General features: G+C 63.5%; 19 protein-coding genes. 11 read left to right on the top strand and 8 right to left on the bottom strand.

Annotation, left to right across the window (positions count from 1 at the left end):
• Positions 1-53 precede the first annotated feature (53 nt).
• Together PZL22_RS12000 and macA are read right to left on the bottom strand one after the other, a co-directional pair.
• Positions 54-1,997 carry a MacB family efflux pump subunit gene (locus PZL22_RS12000; RefSeq protein WP_003537027.1) on the bottom strand — a complete coding sequence of 648 codons (1,944 nt, stop codon included), beginning with the start codon at positions 1,995-1,997 and terminating at the stop codon, positions 54-56.
• 8 nt (positions 1,998-2,005) lie between these two features.
• Positions 2,006-3,286, bottom strand: coding sequence for a macrolide transporter subunit MacA (gene macA, locus PZL22_RS11995; protein ID WP_003537025.1), 1,281 nt, complete (start codon positions 3,284-3,286; stop codon positions 2,006-2,008).
• A 283-nt stretch (positions 3,287-3,569) separates the two neighbouring features.
• On the opposite strand from macA, the gene PZL22_RS11990 reads away from it, so the two are divergent.
• Together PZL22_RS11990 and ilvC are read left to right on the top strand one after the other, a co-directional pair.
• Positions 3,570-4,217: a TetR/AcrR family transcriptional regulator C-terminal domain-containing protein gene (locus PZL22_RS11990; protein ID WP_010969679.1), complete on the top strand. Its 648-nt coding sequence runs from the start codon at positions 3,570-3,572 to the stop codon at positions 4,215-4,217.
• A gap of 58 nt (positions 4,218-4,275) precedes the next feature.
• On the top strand, positions 4,276-5,295 hold the full coding sequence (gene ilvC / locus PZL22_RS11985) for a ketol-acid reductoisomerase (protein WP_003537021.1): 1,020 nt from the start codon (positions 4,276-4,278) through the stop codon (positions 5,293-5,295).
• Between the two features lie 65 nt (positions 5,296-5,360).
• Here ilvC and PZL22_RS11980 read toward each other — a convergent pair whose 3' ends face one another.
• A complete protein-coding gene (locus PZL22_RS11980; protein ID WP_003537019.1) occupies positions 5,361-5,615 on the bottom strand; it encodes a hypothetical protein in 255 nt (84 codons plus the stop codon).
• A gap of 234 nt (positions 5,616-5,849) precedes the next feature.
• On the opposite strand from PZL22_RS11980, the gene PZL22_RS11975 reads away from it, so the two are divergent.
• The 5 genes from PZL22_RS11975 to PZL22_RS11955 all read left to right on the top strand — a co-directional run bounded on the left by PZL22_RS11975 (position 5,850) and on the right by PZL22_RS11955 (position 10,875).
• The gene (locus PZL22_RS11975) at positions 5,850-6,803 is read left to right on the top strand and encodes an adenylate/guanylate cyclase domain-containing protein (RefSeq protein WP_003537017.1); all 954 of its coding nucleotides are present in this window, start codon (positions 5,850-5,852) and stop codon (positions 6,801-6,803) included.
• 154 nt (positions 6,804-6,957) lie between these two features.
• Positions 6,958-7,908, top strand: coding sequence for an ABC transporter substrate-binding protein (locus PZL22_RS11970; RefSeq protein ID WP_033049343.1), 951 nt, complete (start codon positions 6,958-6,960; stop codon positions 7,906-7,908).
• Entirely contained in the window at positions 7,890-8,588 is a 699-nt protein-coding gene (locus tag PZL22_RS11965) for a L,D-transpeptidase (protein ID WP_003537013.1), read from the top strand. The genes PZL22_RS11970 and PZL22_RS11965 overlap by 19 nt, the downstream gene beginning before the upstream one ends.
• 50 nt (positions 8,589-8,638) lie before the next feature.
• On the top strand, positions 8,639-8,974 hold the full coding sequence (locus PZL22_RS31610) for a hypothetical protein (RefSeq protein WP_013844623.1): 336 nt from the start codon (positions 8,639-8,641) through the stop codon (positions 8,972-8,974).
• A 674-nt stretch (positions 8,975-9,648) separates the two neighbouring features.
• The gene (locus PZL22_RS11955) at positions 9,649-10,875 is read left to right on the top strand and encodes an aminotransferase-like domain-containing protein (RefSeq protein ID WP_003537007.1); all 1,227 of its coding nucleotides are present in this window, start codon (positions 9,649-9,651) and stop codon (positions 10,873-10,875) included.
• A 215-nt stretch (positions 10,876-11,090) separates the two neighbouring features.
• On the opposite strand, the gene PZL22_RS11950 is transcribed toward PZL22_RS11955, so the two are convergent.
• The 5 genes from PZL22_RS11950 to PZL22_RS11930 form a co-directional block, all read right to left on the bottom strand.
• Positions 11,091-12,140, bottom strand: coding sequence for an aldo/keto reductase (locus PZL22_RS11950; RefSeq protein ID WP_003537125.1), 1,050 nt, complete (start codon positions 12,138-12,140; stop codon positions 11,091-11,093).
• Between the two features lie 36 nt (positions 12,141-12,176).
• Positions 12,177-12,851, bottom strand: coding sequence for a glutathione S-transferase family protein (locus tag PZL22_RS11945; RefSeq protein WP_003537124.1), 675 nt, complete (start codon positions 12,849-12,851; stop codon positions 12,177-12,179).
• 315 nt (positions 12,852-13,166) lie between these two features.
• A complete protein-coding gene (gene rpsU / locus PZL22_RS11940) occupies positions 13,167-13,403 on the bottom strand; it encodes a 30S ribosomal protein S21 (RefSeq protein WP_003537123.1) in 237 nt (78 codons plus the stop codon).
• 42 nt (positions 13,404-13,445) lie between these two features.
• Positions 13,446-13,733, bottom strand: coding sequence for a hypothetical protein (locus tag PZL22_RS11935; RefSeq protein ID WP_003537122.1), 288 nt, complete (start codon positions 13,731-13,733; stop codon positions 13,446-13,448).
• A 170-nt stretch (positions 13,734-13,903) separates the two neighbouring features.
• Positions 13,904-14,113: a cold-shock protein gene (locus PZL22_RS11930; protein WP_003537120.1), complete on the bottom strand. Its 210-nt coding sequence runs from the start codon at positions 14,111-14,113 to the stop codon at positions 13,904-13,906.
• Between the two features lie 381 nt (positions 14,114-14,494).
• Between PZL22_RS11930 and PZL22_RS11925 the strand changes: the two genes are divergently transcribed.
• The 4 genes from PZL22_RS11925 (at position 14,495) to PZL22_RS11910 (ending at position 20,419) form a co-directional block, all read left to right on the top strand.
• On the top strand, positions 14,495-15,475 hold the full coding sequence (locus tag PZL22_RS11925) for an ABC transporter substrate-binding protein (RefSeq protein WP_003537116.1): 981 nt from the start codon (positions 14,495-14,497) through the stop codon (positions 15,473-15,475).
• Positions 15,476-15,482: 7 nt separating this feature from the next.
• Positions 15,483-17,519, top strand: coding sequence for an ABC transporter permease (locus PZL22_RS11920; protein ID WP_003537114.1), 2,037 nt, complete (start codon positions 15,483-15,485; stop codon positions 17,517-17,519).
• Positions 17,507-18,568 (top strand): ABC transporter ATP-binding protein, encoded by a 1,062-nt coding sequence (locus tag PZL22_RS11915; protein ID WP_003537112.1) that lies wholly within the window; start codon positions 17,507-17,509, stop codon positions 18,566-18,568. Before PZL22_RS11920 ends, PZL22_RS11915 begins: the two co-directional genes overlap by 13 nt.
• A 138-nt stretch (positions 18,569-18,706) precedes the next feature.
• Positions 18,707-20,419, top strand: coding sequence for an HAD-IIB family hydrolase (locus PZL22_RS11910; RefSeq protein WP_003537110.1), 1,713 nt, complete (start codon positions 18,707-18,709; stop codon positions 20,417-20,419).
• The last annotated feature ends 23 nt before the right edge of the window (positions 20,420-20,442 follow it).

The following is a 20,442-nucleotide window of genomic DNA, read 5'->3' as shown; positions in this document are numbered from 1 at the left end:
GACTGAAACGGCGCTTTTCCCGCGCGGGAAAACCGTTACTGCGTGGAAGTGATCTAATCCGCGCTGAGGGCCACCGCCGGCTGGAGGCGCGATGCGTTTCTGGCCGGCAGATAGCCGAAGAGCAGGCCGGTGAGAAATGCACAGGCGAAGGCAAGCGCGACGGGGCCAGGCGTGAAGCTGACGGGCATGCCGAAGGCTTTAGCGGCGTAACCTGTCGATAGACCGGCCACGACGCCGATCGCCCCGCCGATCGCGGAAACGACCAGCGCCTCGACGATGAACTGCACGAGTATGTCCCGCTCGCGCGCTCCGGTCGCCATTCTCACGCCGATCTCGCGTGTGCGTTCACTGACGCTGACGAGCATGATGTTCATCACGCCGATGCCGCCGACGAGCAGCGAAATCGCTGCGACCGACCCCAGGAAGAATTTCATGGTGTTCGAAGTCTCGGTAAAGGCCTCGCGCACGGAAGACATGTTGGTGATCTGGGTATCGTCCTTCCTGTGGCGCTCATTGAGCAACGCTTGAATTCTCTCCTGGGTCAGGTCTATTGCCGAGGCATCCTGCACCTTGACGGTGATCGTGCGGATGTTGCGCTGACCGAAGAGGCGCATGCTGCCGGTCGTGAGCGGCACGAGGACCACGTCGTCCTGATCGTTGCCGCCGGCGCTGGCGCCCATCCCGCTCATCACCCCGATCACCTGGAAGGGGATCTTGTTCACGAGCACGTATTGACCGATCGGGTCGGAGCCCTCCGGGAAAAGCGTCTTGACGACGGTTTCGCCGAGCACCGCGACCGGTGCATATGTTTCCATGTCGTACCGGTTGATGAACTCGCCGCGGCCGATCTTCCAGGACTTCGCTTCCGTGAACTGCGGCACCGTTCCGTTGGCGGTCGTCTGATAGTCGATGTTGCCGCGCCGAAGCGTCACCGTGCTCGTCATTTCCGGGACGGCGAATGCGACATTCGCTAGCTCGGTGATCGCGTCCGCATCTGCCGGCACGAGGGTGACATTCGTCCCGCCGGCGCTGCCGCGGAAATTCGCCATGCTGGGGCGGACGACGAGAAGATCCGATCCCATCGACGAGATGCGGTCGAGTACCGAATTCTGCGCGCCGGTGCCGATGGCGAGCATGGCGACAACCGAGCCGACGCCGATGACGATGCCGAGAAGCGTCAGGATCGTACGGAAGAGGTTTGCCCGTAGCGCCCGCAGTGCCATCTTCACCGCTTCCGACACGTCCGCAATTGCCGCGAAGCCCTCACGCGTGCGCTGGGCGAGACCGACGGCTGCATCGGGATTGCTGCGTCCTTTCTTGGAGCGGTCGGCAACGATGTGCCCATCGCTGATCTCGATCAGCCGGTCGGCCTGTGCGGCGACCTCGCGCGAATGGGTGATGACGATGACGGTGTGGCCGTTTTCGTTCATATCGCGAAGGAGGCGCATCACCTCGTCGCCGCTCTGGCTGTCGAGCGCGCCGGTCGGCTCGTCGGCAAGGATGACGCGCCCTCCATTCATCAGGGCGCGGGCGATCGAAACGCGCTGCTGCTGGCCACCGGAAAGCTGGTTCGGACGATGATCGAGCCGTTCACCGAGCTTGAGCGACTGCAGGAGCGCCTCGGCACGATCGTGCCGGTCCCGGGCGGAAACGCCGGCATAGACCGCGGGCACCTCGACATTCTCCCGGGCGCTCGCGGTCGGGATCAGATTGTAGGACTGGAAGATGAAGCCGAAGGTGCGGCGACGCAGCGCCGCGAGCTCGTCGCTGTCGAAGCCGGAGACGTTTTCGCCTTCGATCAAGTAGCTGCCCGAGGTCGGCTGGTCGAGGCAGCCGAGAATGTTCATCAGCGTCGACTTGCCGGAACCGGATTGTCCGATGATCGCGACGAACTCGCCGGCCTCGATATCGAGGGATATATGGTGCAGGACCTCGACGGCGATGTCGCCGTTGAAATAGGTCTTGCTGACATCCTGGAGTGAAATGAGCGGGGCCATCGGCGTGCTCAGAAAATCGGCGGCATGCGCATGCCGCGCCGGGTGGCATTGGGAGCGCGGCTGCCGTTCGTGGCGGAGGCAGCGTCGACGACCACTTTCTCACCTTCCTGCAGCCCGCTGACGATTTCGGCGCTCACCCGATTGCGGACACCGACTTCGACGGTGCGCGTCTGCGTCGCACCGGACGGCGCGACGACGGTCACTTCCGCTCTTGCGGGCCCGTCGGAGGCCGCGGCTTCCACGGTGCGGAGTGCCGCGCTCGGCACGACCAGCACATTCTTGGCCGCCGCCTGGACAAAGAAGACCTGCGCGCTCATCGACATCATCAATTCGCCCGTGGGATTGGGGACATCGAAGAGGGCGTAGTAGAGGACGACGTTGTTCTCGGTATCGGGCATCGGCTCGATCTGGCGCAAGTTGCCGGTGAAGCGCTTTCCGGGCTGTCCAAGCAGGGTGAAATACGCATCCATGCCGAGCTTCAGCTTGCCGACATCGGCTTCGGAGACCTGCGCCTTGACCGTCATCGTGGAAAGGTCGGCGATGGTGACGATCGTCGGCGTCGTCTGGTTGGCGTTGAGGGTCTGTCCCTCCTTGGCGGGATCGTCGACGATGGTGCCGGCCATCGGAGCATAGATCTTGGTATAGCCGAGATCGACCCGGTCCCCGGCAAGGGTGGCCTTCTGCTTGCGGATCTGCGCCTCGATCGCCTGCACATCGGCCCCAGCGGCCGCATGATCGGCGACGGCCTGGTCGAGCGTCGACTGCGAAACGCTGTTGGTGGCGACGAGATTGCGCTGACGCTCGATATTGGCCTGCTTCAATACGAGCTGGGCCTTCTTCGAGACGAGCTGCGCTTCAAGATTGGCCAGTTCCGCCTCATCGATCTCGATCCTGTTCTCGATCGAGGCGGGGTCGATCTCAGCGATGAGCTGGTTCTGTTCGACCTTGTCGCCGATCCCGACATGCAGCGACTTCAACTGGCCGGAGACCTGTGCGCCGGCATCGACCGATTTGACCGCATCCAGCGTGCCGACGGCGGTCACGCTCTCTTCGATGTCGCCGCGCGTGACCGCCTGGGTGATCATGGTGGTGGCCGGCGGCGCCCCCTGGCGGCTCCAGGCATAGTAGCCCGTGCCGACAACCGCGAGCACCAGGAGCGCAAAGATCCAGGGGCGGCGCGAGCGGCGCTTCTTGCGCGGCGGCGTCACCGGAGCCGGGATGACCGTGACATTCGACGGTGTCGAACCACGCGCCGCTTCGTCTTCCCTCGTCTTCGCTGTGTTGCTCATCGATTTTCTCTATCTCAGGCATCTTCATTCAAGATAAAGATCAACCCGATCAGCGAAAAGCTTTGAGATCATTATATTTTCGTAATGTAGGGAGGGCCGCGCCGGCAAAGCGGGCTCGGGGGCGACGCAGGCAGGGAAACCGCACTCCGTCAGTGGGTTGCTCGGTTTTAGAGCAGGGCTGCCCTTAAAACGAGCCGGATATCCAAAACCGCTTGACGTTCCCCGATCGGACAATTAGAAACCTCACGAACCGTACCGTACGGTACTGATGAGGCGACAGCGAGTGCAAAACGTCGGAGCGATGAGAGAGGCAGGCGCCGCAAACGGCCTGACGGAGCGCCAGGGAGCGGTGCTCGAACAGGCGTTGCGCCTGCTTGTCGACGGGGGCGAAAAGGCGCTGACGACGGCGGGTGTGGCGCGCGCGGCGAACTGCTCCAAGGAGAGCCTCTACAAGTGGTTCGGCGATCGTGAAGGGCTCCTTTCGGCCATGATCGCCTTTCAGGCGAGCAAGGTTCGCACGCTCGACGTCTCCGCCGCAAAGCTGGACGGGGGCAGCTTGAGGGTGCATCTCGTCGCTTTCGCCAAGGACCTTCTCGACGTGCTGGCAGGCGACGTGTCGCTGGCGCTCAACCGGCTGGCGATCGGACAGGCGAGCCGGGAAGGCTCGAAGCTCGGCCACATGCTGCAGGAGCGCGGCCGCCGGCAGATCGGACGCAGGGCGGGAGCGCTGCTCGAAGCGGGCCGCAAGGCCGGTCTCCTCGCTTTCGACAACGCCGATGAGGCCTATGGCGCGCTTTACGGCCTCGTCGTCTCGGACTGGCATTTGCGCATGCTTCTCGGCGAGGAGCCGGGTAGCCTGAAAAAGGATTTCAGCCGCAGGGCGGAGCGGGCGGTCGACGCCTTTCTCGCGCTCTACGGCGCGAAAAGGTAGGGCGGCCGTATCTGCGGCTGCCAAAGCGAAACGGACAAGCAAAGGGAAGGAAAATTCGATGCGCGTCTATTACGATCGTGATGCCGATCTCAACCTCATCAAGTCGAAGAAGGTCGCCATCATCGGCTACGGCAGCCAGGGCCGCGCCCATGCGCTGAACCTGAAGGATTCCGGCGCCCAGAACGTCGCCATTGCGCTGAAGTCGGGTTCCGCCACGGCAAAGAAGGCCGAAGCGGACGGCTTCAAGGTCATGACGGTTGCCGAAGCTGCCGCCTGGGCCGACCTGATGATGATGGCGACGCCCGACGAGCTGCAGGCCGACATCTACAAGGCCGACATCGCCGGAAACATCCGCGACGGCGCGGCAATCGCCTTTGCGCACGGCCTCAACGTCCACTTCGGCCTCATCGAGCCGAAGGCCTCGGTCGACGTCGTAATGATCGCTCCGAAGGGCCCGGGCCATACCGTCCGCGGCGAATACCAGAAGGGCGGCGGCGTCCCGTGCCTTGTCGCCGTTCATCAGGACGCTTCCGGCAATGCCCTCGATCTCGCTCTCTCCTACGCCTGCGGCGTCGGCGGCGGCCGCTCGGGCATCATCGAGACCAATTTCAAGGAAGAGTGCGAAACCGATCTCTTCGGTGAGCAGGTCGTTCTCTGCGGCGGCCTGGTCGAACTCATCCGCGCCGGTTTCGAGACGCTGGTCGAGGCCGGCTATGCGCCGGAAATGGCCTATTTCGAGTGCCTGCACGAAGTGAAGCTGATCGTCGACCTGATCTATGAAGGCGGCATCGCCAACATGAACTACTCGATCTCGAACACGGCCGAGTGGGGCGAATACGTCACCGGACCGCGCATCATCACCGAAGACACCAAGGCCGAGATGAAGCGGGTCCTCAAGGACATCCAGACCGGCAAGTTCACCTCGGAATGGATGCAGGAATACCGCTCCGGTGCCGCTCGCTTCAAGGGCATCCGTCGCGTCAACGACTCTCACCAGATCGAGGAAGTCGGCGCGAAGCTGCGTGCAATGATGCCTTGGATCGGCAAGAACAAGCTGGTCGACAAGGCGAAAAACTAAGATCCGCCTGCGATGAACAGAAAGGAAGCCGGAGCCCACGCTCCGGCTTTCTTATTTTCAGCGTCTTACATCGGATCCTTACCCTTCATGGCATTCGCCATATGGGACTTGCACTTTTCCTGGTCGTTCGCTGCCAGTGCCTCCTTGGCCATGGCGAGCTCCTTCTGCGCCATCTCCTTCCGGCCCGTGTCGGTGATCTGGCCCACGTCAGTCTCGAGCCTCGTCATGCCTGCCTGGTCGCAAACCATATCGACCTGGGCAAAGGCTGGGGACACGCAAGCGGCGGATATCGCGGCTGCAACCAACATTTTCCTCAACATCTGTAACCTCCAGTTTCGTCGCTTCATGCGATACACGGCTCCAAACCGCCGAGGGACCGATCAGTTCCTTGCAGCAGGCTGCAGGTGCTCCCGCACGGGAAGCCGCTACACACTTTTCCCGGAAATGCTCCAAGCGCGCAGTGATGCCGCGGCAGATGCGTATAGCATTGAGAATCGCGACGGCGTCGCTATGGTGCCAGCGAGGCTCAGGCCTTCGAGCGAGGGCGAAATCCGATGTCACCAACACGCCGTAAGCTGACCACCATCTTCTGTGCCGACGTGCAGGACTATTCGCGCCTGATGGGCAAAGACGAGGAGGGAACGCTTGCGGCTCTCAAGCGCAGCCGGGATGCCATGGCGCGCCTGATCGAGGCGCGTGAGGGACGGGTGGTCAACACCTGGGGCGACGGGGTGATCGCGGAGTTTCCGAGCGTGGTCGAGGCGGTGAGGGCGGCGATAGACGTTCAGAACGAGTTGGCCGGACTGAATGCCGAACGGCACGGCGAGGCGCGGATGGATTATCGCATCGGCCTCAATCTCGGCGATGTGATCGCTGACGGCGACGACCTTTACGGCGACGGCGTCAATATCGCGGCCCGCCTGCAAGCCTCGGCACCGGCCGGTGGTATCGTGATTTCGAGCACCGTCTATGATCAGGTTCGCAACAAGCTGGCCGTCGGCTTCGAATTCCTTGGTGCGCTGACGGTCAAGAATATCGACGGGGGCGTTCCGAGTTATGTGGTCCAGATCGGAATGGCCGAGGGCACGGTGTCGCAAAAAGGGGGGAGCGGCAGGGGGAGACCGGGTGCACTTTCGGACCGCGGGACCCCGGCCGCCGACACCGGGGCAGGGCGAGCGACGATCGTCGAACGCACAGCGGCAGACCGTCGCCTTTTTGGCGTCCTCGCCGTAGCCGCAGCGGCGGTCGTTGCCGTAAATCTGCTTTCCTGGGACGGAACGTTCTGGGGCAGATGGCCCCTATTTGCGCTGGCCTTGATCGGGGTGCTCCGTTGCCTATGGACGTCCACGCGGCTCGACCGCGGACTCGCCCTGCTCGGGGCAGCCGGATTTGCGGTCCTTGCGGTCAATCTCCTTTCCTGGGAGGGGAGATTCTGGGCGGTATGGCCTCTGCTTGGAATTGCGGTTGTGGCGGGAATTCGGTGGGTCACGCGCCGTCCCGGGCGGTGAGCACCGGCTCGCATAGGTTAAGCGGCGGAATGCATGCGGTGTAACCGGAAGTTGACGTGACTCGGCAAGCCGTGCATTGTGCCCCCAGGGAAGATAAAGCTCAGCAGGCATTCGTATCGGGACGACGTTCAGATAAACCTTTTCGGGGGGCACTGTGGGGAGAGGCCGGGAGTTCCTTTGTGCGGCGGCGCTGGCGTTGGCCGTGGCTGCGCCGGCAGCGGCGGCGGATCTGGTGATCGCGATGCCGCCCTGGCCATCCGGACAGGCAGCCGCGAATATTCTCAAGCTCGGCATCGCCAAGAAATTCAGCCTTGAGGCGGAGGTGCGCGAACTCGGGACGCTGACCGCCTTCATCGGCCTCGAAAAGGGGGAGGTCGATATCCAGCCGGAGGTTTGGCGGCCGAATTTCGACGAACTCGTCCGCAAATTCGTGACCGAAAAAGGCGTCGTGACGCTTAGCGAGCGTGCGGTACCGGCATGGCAGGGGATTTGCGCCACGCCGGAAGCGGCTGCGACGATCAAGTCCGTCGCGGATCTCGGCGATCCGGCCAAGACCAAGATCCTGGATACCGACGGCGACGGGCGCGGCGAAATGTGGATCGGTGCCGCCGAATGGCTTTCGACGGGCATCGAACGGGCGCGGGCGGCGGGCTACGGCTATGCGGCGAACCTGACGCTCGTCGAGGCCAAGGAGGAAGTAGCGATGGCGGCGGTCGACGCGGCGATAGCGACCGCGCGGCCGATGGTCTTCTACTGCTACGCTCCGCACCACGTTTTCAAACTGCACCAGATCTCCCGGCTCGAGGAGCCGCCTCACGACCCGGCGAAATGGAAGATCGCGCCGCCGAACGACCCGCTATGGGTCAGCAAGTCGAGCGCCGCCACGGCCTGGGACGCCGGGCAGTTTCAGATCGGCTATGCGACGGCCTTCGCAAAGAAGCATCCGGAAGTCGCGCAGTTCCTTCAGAAGGTAGACTTCTCGCCGGATGAAGTGACGGCGATGAGCTATGCGCTCGAAGTCGAGCGACAGGCCCCTGCGGACTACGCCAGGAAATGGGTTGAAAGCCACGCGGAACGGATCGACGGATGGGCGAAACGACGATGATCCAGACGCTCTCGAAAAGACAGGCAGGCCGCCGTAAATTCGGCAAGGCGCTGCTTCTCCTCGGTCTTTGCCTCGTTCCGCTTGCAGCGCTTGCCCAAACGCAGATCTACGATTCCAAGACGAAGAAATGGGTGAACTACGATAAGAGGAAAGCGCGGCAATATTTTGCGCGAAACAATCAGGTTCCCGAGGCCTTTCGCCGGCAGATGGTGCCGTTCCGCACGGCCGAAGTCCCGGGCACGATCATCATCGATGGCAACCAGCATTTCCTCTATCTCGTGCAGCCCGGCGGTCAGGCCATTCGCTACGGTATCGGCGTAGGCCGCGAAGGTTTCGGCTGGGCGGGCATCGTTCGGGTGGGGCGCACGGCCGAGTGGCCGACCTGGACGCCGCCGCCCGAGATGGTCGCGCGCGATCCGAACGCGGCAAAATGGGCAGGCGGCATGCCGGGCGGGCCTGACAATCCGCTAGGCGCTCGCGCGCTCTACCTTTACGAAGGTGATAACGATACGATCTACCGCATCCATGGTACGGTGGAGCCCTGGACGATCGGGCTGGACGTTTCCTCCGGGTGCATAAGAATGAACAATGATGACATTATCGACCTGCATTCGCGCGTCGGGGTGGGCGCGAAGGTCATCGTGCTGATGCAGGGGGCTGCGCTCTATAAGGGCGTGTGACCGGCCGAAACGCGGCCGGACGGGCGAGAGCGCGAAGATACGGGCTATATGTGCCAAGACCGGAGGATGTGGATTTGTCGACGAGTAACGTGGGAAGCCGTCCAATTCAAGCGTCTGTGGTGGCTGCGGCCTTGCTTCTTGCCGCATGCCAATCGAACCCTGAGCCTCAGGAAATGGCCCGCACGAGCCTCCAGACAGCCCCCGCCGACCTCCAGCTCCTGTGCGCCAATGCCGTGGTCGCCCAGGCCGGCGGCGCCAAGGTCCTGCCGATGAGTTCTCGACAGCTCGATGCGACGAGCTACAGCGTCGACCTCGATGCCGCCGGTCGCAAGTTTACCTGCATCGTGGACAGCAGCGGCAGCGTGAAGTCGGTCCAGCCGGCATAGCTCTTGAGACGGGCGCTTCCGAACAAAAACCTCTTCCCGGCTTTCTTTTGCGGCGCAGTATAAATGTTGCGTCGCAAGAGAGATAAAGAATAGAGTTCCAGTTCGGCAGTCATTCTGCGAATTTTCTTCCAAAAATTCGGAAATTGTGTTCTGATACCTTGTGGGTAGGAGGAGCACTATGTCCACGATCATACAGCACTTCGCTCTTTTCGATTTGCTTATCTTGGCTGGGATCTCTTTTCTTTTGGTCTGCAGCTATTTCGACGAGGGTGAAGCTTGATATAAGGAGGCGCTTGCCGTCTCCTGCTGACCGGAGAGCATCCGGCCCGAACGCTGGCGTTTTCAAGCCGCAACTAGCGGCGCTTTTGACGCTGTTGCCGGGAGGAGCGCGAACCTCCTCGACGTCGTCAGGCTGCCACCGGTACTCCATCGCTACTGGCATCAGTTCCGGGTCGCTGCCGCCTGTCTGAGCGGTGCAGCCCTTATGAATTCGCGGCCGCCCCCTCATCCGCCTGAAAGCACCTTCTCCCCGCAGGCGGGGCGAAGGAGAAGGCGCGGCTCCGCACTCGTTTGCCCGATCGAAGGCACGGTCGAGAGCAGCAAGATAGGTCAGGAATATTGACTTAAATATTGCGCTGTGTTCATGTCCCTCGGGTGCAACCGGGAGGACCTCCATGCTGGATTGGGAAAGCATTTTCGCCACGCGCTCGAGCCGGATGAAGGCTTCGGAGATCCGCGAATTGCTGAAGCTGCTCGATCGCCCCGACATCATTTCGTTTGCGGGCGGAATTCCCGATCCGGAGCTTTTTCCGAATGATGCGTTCAGAGAGGCTTACGCCGAGATTTTCGGTGGGCCGTCGGTCGGTGCCGCGCTGCAATATTCGATCAGCGAGGGCTATCGCCCGCTTCGCGAGTGGCTCGCCGGGCAGATGGCGGCACTTGGCATTCCGGCGAGCGTCGACAACATCTTCATCACCTCCGGGTCGCAGCAGGGGCTCGACTATCTCGGCAAGCTGTTTCTGTCGCCGAAAGACACGGCGCTCGTCACCTGGCCGACCTATCTCGGTGCGCTGCAGGCCTTCAACGCCTATGAACCTAGCTACGATCAACTGAACCCCGCCGGCAACCGGACGCCGGCAGCCTATGCCCAGGCCGCAGCGGAAGCGGGCGGGCGCGTCAAGTTCGCCTATCTCTCGGCCGACTTCGCCAACCCGACCGGCGAGACGGTGGGCCGCGCCGGGCGCGAGCGCGTCCTCGAACTTGCCGAGGAGCTCGACATCGCCATCATCGAGGATGCGGCCTACCAGTCGCTGCGTTATGACGGCGAGGCGATCCCGCCGATCCTTGCGCTTGAGATCGCCCGCAAAGGCGACATAAACAGCACCCGCACGATCTATTGCGGCAGCTTCTCGAAGACACTGGCGCCTGGCCTTCGCGTCGGCTGGATCTGCGCCGCCGAACCGGTGATCCGCAAGCTGGTGCTGATGAAGCAGGCCGCCGACCTTCACTCCTCCACGATCAACCAGATGGCGATCGCGACCGTTGCCGAGCGCGGCTTCGAGCAGCAGGTGGCCAAGATCCACAAGGCCTACCGGCAGCGGCGTGACGCGATGCTGTCGGCGCTCGAAAAATACATGCCCGCCGGCGTCACCTGGACGAAGCCCGAAGGCGGCATGTTCATCTGGGTGACGCTGCCGAAGGGGAGCGACGGCGCTGAGCTGCTCGCCAAGTCGATCCAGACGGCCAAGGTGGCTTTCGTCCCCGGCCGCGCCTTCTTCGCCGACGGCTCCGGCGAAAACACCCTGCGACTCAGCTTCTCCTGCGCCAACGACAGGATGATCGACGAGGGCATCCGCCGGCTGGGCGATCTCGTTCGCGGCGAGGTCGCACAGGCGGCCTAGGCGGAAGTCGCGGCGGGCTGCTGGGTATTGCCCCTCATCCGGCTGCCGCCACCTTCTCCCCGCAAGCGGGGCGAAGGGACCTGTGGCGAGCGCCTCCGTTACCAAGATCACCAGCGGTTCGCGGGGATGGTCCCCTCTCCCCGCGTGCGGGGAGAGGGTTAGGGTGAGGGGCAGACTCAAGGGGCGGCCGCGGATCCAGAAAGTCCTGCCGTCACTCAGATATGAGGCTCGAGCAGCGACAGATCGGCTTCGCCGAGGCGGTCCTTGGCGGTCCAGAGCTGATGCCAATAGGGATAGAGCACCGGCGGCAGGCTGACGGCGTCGAGGAGTTCGCGTTCCTCGTCGGTGAGCTTCAGGCCGGCGGCGGCGAGATTGTCGCGGAACTGGTCCTCGGTGCGCCCGCCGATGATCACCGAGGTGACGGCATCGCGGCCGATAAGCCAGGCGAGCGCGATCTGCGCCGGGGACACGTTGCGCTCGGCGGCGATCGCCACCAGCAAGTCGACGATCTTCCACAGCCGTTCCTCGTCGCGGATCGGCGGCTCGTTCCAGCCGGCAAGCTGGCGGGTGCCTTCCGGCGACTGTCCGCGCCTGTGCTTGCCTGACAGAAGGCCGCCCGCAAGCGGGCTCCAGACGAGGATGCCGAGACCCTGGTCGATCGAAATCGGGACCAGTTCGTACTCGGCCTCGCGGGCTTCGAGCGTGTAATGAATCTGTTGGCTGACGAAGCGCTGGCGATGTTCGAGCGCACTGATGCCGAGTGCCTTCATGATGTGCCAGCCGGAATAGTTGGAGCAGCCGATATAGCGCACCTTTCCCTGGCGCACGAGCGTATCAAGCGCTTCCATCGTTTCCTCGAGCGGCGTCTGGCCGTCCCATTCATGCACCTGGTAGAGGTCGATCACATCGGTCTTCAGCCGCTTGAGGCTCGCCTCGCAGGCGCTGATCAGGTGATGGCGCGAAAGACCGCCGTCATTCGGACCCGGGCCCATGGAGAAGCGTGCCTTGGTGGCGATGAGCACACCGTCCTTGCGCTTTCCGCCGAGAACCTCGCCGATGATCTCCTCGCAGGCGCCGGTCGAATAGATGTCCGCCGTATCGATCAGATTGACGCCCGCATCCAGGCAGAGGTCGACATAGCGGCGGGCGTCCGCGATGCCGACATCGCCGACCTGGGCGAACTTGCCGCCGCCGCCGATGGTCATCGTGCCCATGGTGATGGTCGAGATCTTGAGCCCGGAGCGGCCGAGCCGACGATATTCCATTGTCTCGCTCCTTGTGTTTTTGGTCGAGTAGGGATGTTAGAGGAATCTCGCGGGTATCGCGTCCTTATAGGGAAAGAGCGGGAAATAAGGCCGCGCCTCGGCCAGCGTGCGCTGGAAGGAGGGGCGCTCCAGCAGGCGCTCGAAATAGGCGCCGAGGTTTGGATGCGTGCCGTCGAACGGGGCCACGATCCCGGCATAGAAGAGGGCGGGCGCGGCGGCGCAGGCGGCGATCGAGAAGCTTTCCCCAGCGGCAAAGCGCCGGTCCCTGAAGTGGCGTTCGGCAAGATCATAGGCGGTCGCGAGCGACGCTTGCGCATCGGCGACGCCGCGCCGGTCGTTCTCGCCGGAAGCGCGGAGCGTGTCGGTCACGATCTTCTGCATCGGCACCTGGACGTAAAGGTCGAAGAAGCGGTCCCAGAGCCGCGCCTCGAGCGCCAGGGCGTCGTCGCGCGGGATCAGCGGCTGCGCTCCGGGGTAATGCTGGCCGAGATATTCGATGATCACCGAGGTTTCCGGCACCGTCCTGTCGCGCACACTGTCGTGCAACACGGGGATCTTGCCGACCGGCCAGACCTCCAGATAGCGCGCATGCTCCGCCGGGTTCCCCAGGTCCACGATCTGCGGCTTGAACGGAGTGCCGGCTTCATAAAGCGCGATCAGCACCTTGTGACAGAAGGATGCGAGCGGATGGAGATAGAGGGTGAGCGTCATGCGACATTTCCTTGGGCCAAACCCCCGGTGACTATAGCGCGGATTCGGGAAGGGAAAAGTACGCTTGTCCGCAACGCCCTCGGTGGAAGTCCGTCATCGGCCTGGTCGAGGTGCCGGCGCGCGGCCGCGTTGTGGGTCTGGGGGCTGCAAAGGCGCAGGAAAAGGGATCGCAGTGTCGAAGGAAACGCCGCAGAGGGGACAGAGCGACTTCACGCATGAAAACGACGCGCAAGGGCGCGTCGCAAAGTGGTACCAGCCTACAGCGGCAGACGTGCAAAGATCGCCGCAGCTGCTGTGCAGCCGGAGCGGCGCGCCTCAGCGCGCGCGGGCGACTTTCTTCGGCGACGGCAGCAGGCCTTCTCGCTGAAGCTTCTTGCGCGCCAGCTTGCGGGTGCGGCGGACAGCTTCGGCCTTTTCGCGGACGCGCTTTTCGGACGGCTTTTCGTAGGCGCTGCGCATCTTCATTTCGCGGAAGACGCCTTCACGCTGCATCTTCTTCTTGAGAACGCGAAGAGCCTGGTCGATGTTGTTGTCCCTGACGAGTACCTGCAAAGTAGATCCTTTCCGTATTTATGGGATTGCTGATTGGGTTCTTTATTTCGGCGTCCTGATGCTCAAGGGTTTGAACCAGGGCTTACCGTCGAGCGATGCCGCCTGGCCATGTTCCTGAACCGGCGAAGCCGTTTCCGAAGGATCGATATCGTGTTCGAAGATGCGCCGCTCGAAGTTCTCCGTTCCGAACCGCACCCGATACTGCGCTTCCCCATGTTCGGCCGCGGGCAGGATCGACACGATGCGGCAGGTCCGGTCCGCAGCAGCCGTGCGCGTGAGATCGGCTCTCAGGACGACACTGTCGCCAACGCTGTAGGTGTTCCGGCCCATGGCCATCTCCTTCGTCCATGCCACCCGGAGGGCGGCACAAGCAAAAAAGGCCGGGCGTTACCCCGACCTCCTCTTGAGCGCCGCGCGTCTTTTCAGACGCGCTAGGGCGCCCCCGTCATTCAAACGCTCCCTGCCAGTACATCCGTGGTCAGCGGAGGCGAATGACGAATTTATGCGGCCCGCAGATTGTCTGCCGAGCTCTTGCCGGACTTGGTGTCGCGGACGATGTCGTAGGTAACCTTCTGGCCTTCTACGAGCGAACGCATTCCAGCGCGTTCAACGGCGGAGGCGTGCACGAATACGTCCGTAGCGCCATCATCGGGCTGAATGAAGCCGAAGCCCTTGGTGCTGTTGAACCACTTTACGGTGCCTGAGTTCATAACGATTTCCTTTCAATCGCTAGAGTTCCCGGACGAATATCAGTCCGGTATGATCGATATTGAGAGGAAATCTGACGAAGCGCTTCGGCGCGTAGACAAAGGTCACAAGCAAGTTTCGATGAGCTATATATAAACGCTGCTTCGAGATATGCAATGGATGAACCGAATTTAATTGTGCGAGGGCCTCCTCCCGTCCGGAAAATACGATCAAGCCGCTGATTTGAATCGCAAATAATATTCTCGAGGGATCGTTCGAAAACATTCGGGGGAATGCTCCGGCCGGCGGACGAGCTGAGGTTCTTCCGGCTTTTCGCTGTCACATCCCTGTAAAACACCCGCTCTATCCCTCGGCGCGATCTTTCTCCGACCGAGGGCAAACTCATGAAAACGCTTCTCCCTGCCGTCGCCGCCGCGCTCGTCGCCGGCCTTCTGTCCACTGCCGCTTTCGCTGAAAGCCTCGTGCTCTACACCAGCCAGCCGAACGAGGACGCGCAGGCGACGGTCGATGCGTTCGAGGCGGCGAATCCGGGTGTCGAGGTCGAGTGGGTGCGGGAGGGGACGACGAAGATCATGGCCAAGCTGATGGCCGAGATCGAGGCGGGCAACCCGGTGGCGGACGTGCTTCTGATCGCCGATACGGTGACGATGCAACGGCTGAAGGAAGCGGGACATCTGATGCCCTACAAATCTCCGGAAGCGGCGGCTTATGACGCCTCGCTCTTCGATGGGGAAGGCGCCTATTATTCGACGAAGATGATCACCACCGGCATCATCTACAACGCTTCCGCTACGATGAAGCCGACCGGCTGGCAGGATCTTGCGAAGCCGGAGGCCAAGGGTCTCGTTACCATGCCGAGCCCGCTCACCTCGGGTGCGGCGCTGATCCATGCGCAGACGCTTGCCGGCATCGACGGGCTCGGCTGGGACTATTACAAGGCGCTCGCCGAAAACGGCGCGACGGCTGCCGGCGGCAATGGCGGCGTATTGAAAGCGGTCGCGACCGGCGAGAAGGCCTATGGCATGGTGGTCGATTTCATGGCCATCCGTGAGAGGGCCAAGGGTGCGCCGGTGGAATTCGTCTTCCCGGCGGAGGGCGTTTCCGCCGTCACGGAGCCGGTCGCCGTTCTGAAGACCGCAAGGAATCCGGAGACAGCAAAGAAATTCGTCGATTTCCTGCTCTCCGAGGAGGGCCAGCAGGTGGCCGTGAAAATGGGCTATATCCCGGCGCGCGACGGCATGGCCTTGCCGGCGGGCTTTCCGGCGCGCGAGACGATCAAGGTGCTTCCCGTCGATGCTGCCGAAGCCGTCAAGAACTCCGAGGCGGATCTGAAAACCTTCTCCGGCATTTTCGGTACCAACTGACCTTCCGATGCCGGACACTGACGAGATCGCCCGCAACCGGCGCCGGGTACCTCGCACGCCGGCTGCGGACCCGAATGCCGAGGGAGGTTCCGGCTTGAAAATGCTGGGGCGCCCTGTGCGCGTAATGGCAAAGGCGCGGTCCTGGCGGTGGCTTCGGTTCGCATTCGGCGGCGCGACGGAGGAGGGGGCCGAGCGGAGCAGGGAACCGACCCGGGCCCCGCTACCGAAGGCGCTGACGCGGACGCTGCGCGGCTTCGAGGTGCCGCCGTCACCCTACGTGACGGAAGATCGATCACCTAAGACGAACTCCTCGAAGGCCGGGACGGGGTGGCGAGCGGCATATTTTCGACTTCGTGGCCAGCGCATGTCCGCGGGCGGGGAGCCCGCATGGCTCCTGGCATTGGTGTTCGGCGCAGTCTTTCTGCTTTCGGCGCTGCCGCTGATCCGACTCGGATGGGCCGGTATCAAGGGGCTCGAAGGAGGCGAGGCGGTGAGGGTGCTCTTCGAGGCGGCGACCTTCGCGGCGCTCCGCAATACGCTGATTACGGCGGCGGGCGGCATGGCGATCTCGCTCTTCGTCGGGGCACTCTTCGCCTTTGTCGTTGCGCTTACGGATATCCGCGGCAAGCTTGCCCTGAGCTTCGCCTTCATGCTGCCGATGATGATCCCGCCGCAGGTGACGGCGCTCGCCTGGGTGGAGATGTCGGGTCCATCGAGCCCCCTGCTCAAGACGCTGGGGCTTGCACCGCCGCTCGGCAGCCCGCAGCCACTCTATTCGCTTGCGGGGATCGCCTTGCTTCTCGGCGTACAGCATGCGCCGCTCGTCTTCCTGGCGGTCAAGGCCGGACTTGCAGCGGCCCCGCGCGACGGGGTCGAGGCGGCGCGGCTTTCCGGCGCCTCGCCCTGGCGCGTCTTCCGCGACATCGTTCTGCCGCTTTCCTCTCCGGGGCTCATCGCCGGAGCGGCGATCGCCTTCGTCTCCGGTATCGGCAATTTCGGTATTCCGGCGATACTCGGCATTCCCGCCTCGATCGAGACGCTGCCGACCTTGATCTTCAGCCGGTTTGCGAGTTTCGGTTCGTCCACCTTCGGCGAGATCGCCGTGCTTTCGACGCTGATCGCCCTGATTTCCGCAGCAGGGCTGCTGCTGCAGCAGCGAGCGCTCAAGGGCAGGGACTATCGCCTGATCGGCCTTGCCGGCGCGAGGGCCGCCTTCACGCTCGGGCGCTTGCGGATCGCCGCGGAGGCGCTGCTTTGGTCAATCCTGGCGCTGCTGCTGGTCGCGCCGCTCCTGGCGCTCGTCGCAAGTTCCCTGGTGCCGGCCTACGGCGTGCCGCTCAGTTTCGACACCATGTCCTTGAACGCCTATGGGGAAGTACTCTTCCGCCAGTCGATGACGCTGACGGCGCTCAAGAATTCCCTCTTCCTCGCCTCCGCCGCTGCAGTCGGCCTGCTTGCGGTCACCATACCGGCCGGTTACCTGCTCGTGACGCGACGCGGGCGGCTTGCCAGTCTGCTGGCGATCCTGATCGAGATCCCCTATGCGCTGCCCGGCATCGTGCTCGCCGTCGCCTTCATCCTTGCCTTCGCGGCACCGCTGCCGCTGATCGGCGTTTCGCTCTACGGTACGATCTGGATCATTCTTGCCGCCTATTTCTCCTCCTTCCTTGCCGTGAGCCTCAAGCCGGTGATGAGCGCCTTCCTGCAGATGGATCCCTCGCTCGAAGAGGCGGCGCGGCTTGCGGGTGCGGGGTTCCTGCGCCGTATGCGCGATGTTCTGCTGCCGCTTCTGGCCCCGGCCGCCGGCGCCTCGGTCATCCTCGTCTTCCTAATCGCGGCGAACGAATTGACCGTCTCGGCGCTCCTGTGGTCCGCCGGCACGCAGACGCTCGGCGTCGCGATCTTCAATCTCGACGACAGCGGCTCTTCCGATCTTGCCTCGGCGCTCTCCGTGCTCGTCGTCGTCATGGTCATCGGGTTGATGGCGGCGCTCGAATTCCTCGCGAAATACCTGCCGGAGGGCGTGCTGCCATGGCGCAATTGATCCTCAACCACCTGACCAAGGACTTCGGCGGCAAAGGTGCAGACCGGGTAAGGCCGGCTGTTTCGGACGTGTCGCTGGCGCTGCGCAAGCAGGGATTTCTCGCACTGCTCGGGCCTTCCGGCTGCGGCAAGACGACGGTGCTCCGGATGATCGCCGGCTTCGAGCAGCCGACGGACGGCTCGATCGAGCTCGGCGAGCGCAGGCTTTCGGATGCAACCCGCGTGCTGCCGCCGGAAAAGCGCAACATGGCGATGGTGTTTCAGTCCTATGCGCTCTGGCCGCATATGACGGTGGCGGAGAATGTCGGCTACCCGTTGAAGGTCCGCGGCATTTCCGGGGAAGCCTGGCGCAAGCGGGTAGGCGACGCGCTTTCGCTGGTGAAGCTTACGGATTTCGCCGATCGGCGGCCGGCTGTACTTTCCGGCGGTCAGCGGCAGCGTGTGGCGCTGGCGCGCTGCCTGGTCACGGAACCGGACGTGGTGCTGCTCGATGAGCCCCTCGCCAATCTCGATCAGCATTTGAGGAAGTCGATGGAGGAGACCTTCCGCGCCTTTCACGAGCGCTCCGGCGCGACGATGATCTATGTGACTCACGACCAGGCCGAGGCGATGGCGCTTGCGACCGATGTCGCGGTGATGTCGGAAGGCAAGCTTCTTCAGGTGGCGCCGCCGGCGGAAATCTATGCGCGGCCGGAGGGGCGGGTCGTCGGGGGCTTGATCGGTCGCGGCGCGATCGTGCGGTTGAATTTGCCGGAGGGAGGGGCGCGTGCGCTCGATTGGCCGCTCCTCGGCGCCGCGCTTGGTGAGATGCCCGCGGGTAAGGAGCATGCAGGCGGGGGGCCGCTTTCCGACGTGCTCGTCCGTCCGGAGCAGGTTCATCGGGATAGCGAAGGCATTCCGATGCGGGTTCTCTCCTCGGTCTTCGAGGGCGAACGCTTCGCTCTCACACTGGCGCTGCCGGACGGGCAGAGCGTCAAAGCCTATAGCAGCGTGCCGCTCTGCGAGGGCGCTCGCGTTCCCTTCGTCGTGAGTGGAGGCTGGCGGCTTTGAACGAAGCTTGCGGCGACAGGCGGCCTTGCGGGCCGGAACCAGCCTTGGCCTTGCACGTTCCACCGTGCAGCACGACAATAGCGGCGGCTAACGATCGAGCGGATCTGGCGGCCGGCGACAGAAGGAGGCGGCGCGCAGATGTATGTCATGGCTCTTGCGACGGATTACGACGGCACACTTGCAGACTACGGTGCCGTCCGTCCTGAAACTCTGGAGACCTTGAAGAGGCTGAAGGAGAGCGGGCGCAAGCTTCTGCTCGTGACCGGGCGCGAGCTGCCGGACCTCAAGAGCGTGTTTCCCGAAATCGACGTGTTCGACAAGGTCGTCGTCGAGAACGGCGCGCTGCTCTATACGCCGGAAACCGGGGAGGAGCGGCTGCTTGCACCCTCGCCGCCGGAGGCCTTCATCGAGCGCCTCAAGGAGAAGGGCGTCGACAGGATGTCGGTCGGCCGTTCCATCGTCGCCACCTGGGAGCCGTTCCAGACAGCCGCGCTCGAGGCGATCAACGAGCTCGGCCTCGAACTCGAGATCATCTTCAACAAGGGCGCCGTCATGGTGCTTCCGACGGGGGTGAACAAGGCCACGGGGCTCAAGGCGGCCCTCAAGGAGATGGGGCTTTCCTTTCTCAATGTGGTGGGTGTCGGCGATGCCGAGAACGATCACGCGCTTTTAAGGATGTGCGGCTGCGGAGCCGCGGTCGCCAACGCCCTGCCGGCGCTCAAGGATACGGCCGACGTGGTCCTCGAGGGTGTGCGCGGGGCCGGCGTCGAGCACCTGATGAACCGGATCATGGAGTCCGACTATGCGTTGTGCGCGAGTGCCCGTCACCAGGTGCCGATCGGTGAGGATGACGAGGGGCAAGTGGAGATCGGACCGCAGGACGTGCTGCTGATAGCGGGGAGTTCCGGCATCGGCAAGTCGAGGCTGGCGACCGCCCTTGCGGAGCGATTACGGGAGCGGCACTTCCAGCTCTGCATATTCGATCCCGAGGGCGACTATGAGGGGCTTGAAGGCGCCGTGACCGTGGGTAACGGGTCTGTCGCGCCTACGGGCAGGGAGGTGCTGGAGCTGCTGGCCAATCCGGACGACAACGTCGTCGTCAGCGCAACAGGCGTCGAACCCAACGACCGGCCCGAGTTCTTCGCCGGCCTGATGCCGGACCTGTCGGCGCTGCGTGCCAGGACGGGCAGGCCGCATTGGCTGATTATCGACGAGGCCCATCACCTCATGCCGGCAGCGCGCGACAGTGCCTCGCTCGCGCTTTCCGACGACCGCTCCGGCATGATCATGATCACGGTCCATCCGGATTCCGTCTCGCCGGATGCGCTCAAGGAGATCACTGCGGTCGCAGCGCTCGGTCCAAAGGCGCGCGACGTAATCGCGACGATATGCTCCGTCTTCGACGAGGCGCTGCCGGACGGGCTGGACGCTTCTTTCGGGGAAGACGAGGTTCTTTTCTGGCGGCGCACGCCGCCCACGCCGGTTCGGCGGATCAAGGCCGAACAACCCCGGGAAGCCCGCAAGCGGCATACGCGCAAATATGCGGAGGGCCGGTTGGGCGAGGAGGCAAGCTTCTATTTCCGCGGTCCGAAGAACGAGATGAATTTGCGCGCCCACAATCTGACGATGTTTCTGCAGATCGCCGAAGGCATAGACGACAGGACCTGGGAGCACCATTTGCGTCGCGGCGACTACTCGAAGTGGTTCGAGGAACGCATCGGCGACGAGGAATTGGCCGGGGAGGCGGCAGGCATAGAAGAGGATCGTTCGCTCTCGCCCGCCGAAAGCCGGCAGAGGCTGGCCGAGGCGGTGCGCCGGCGCTACACCGCGCCCGCATCCGAAGCGGGTTGAGCCGGCGCCTGCCGCGGGCGTTG

This window comes from Ensifer meliloti (assembly GCF_030064585.1).
GTDB classification, from domain to species: domain Bacteria; phylum Pseudomonadota; class Alphaproteobacteria; order Rhizobiales; family Rhizobiaceae; genus Sinorhizobium; species Sinorhizobium meliloti.
The sequence above is the reverse complement of the archived record's forward strand: the minus strand, read 5'-3'. Positions and strand labels throughout refer to the sequence as shown.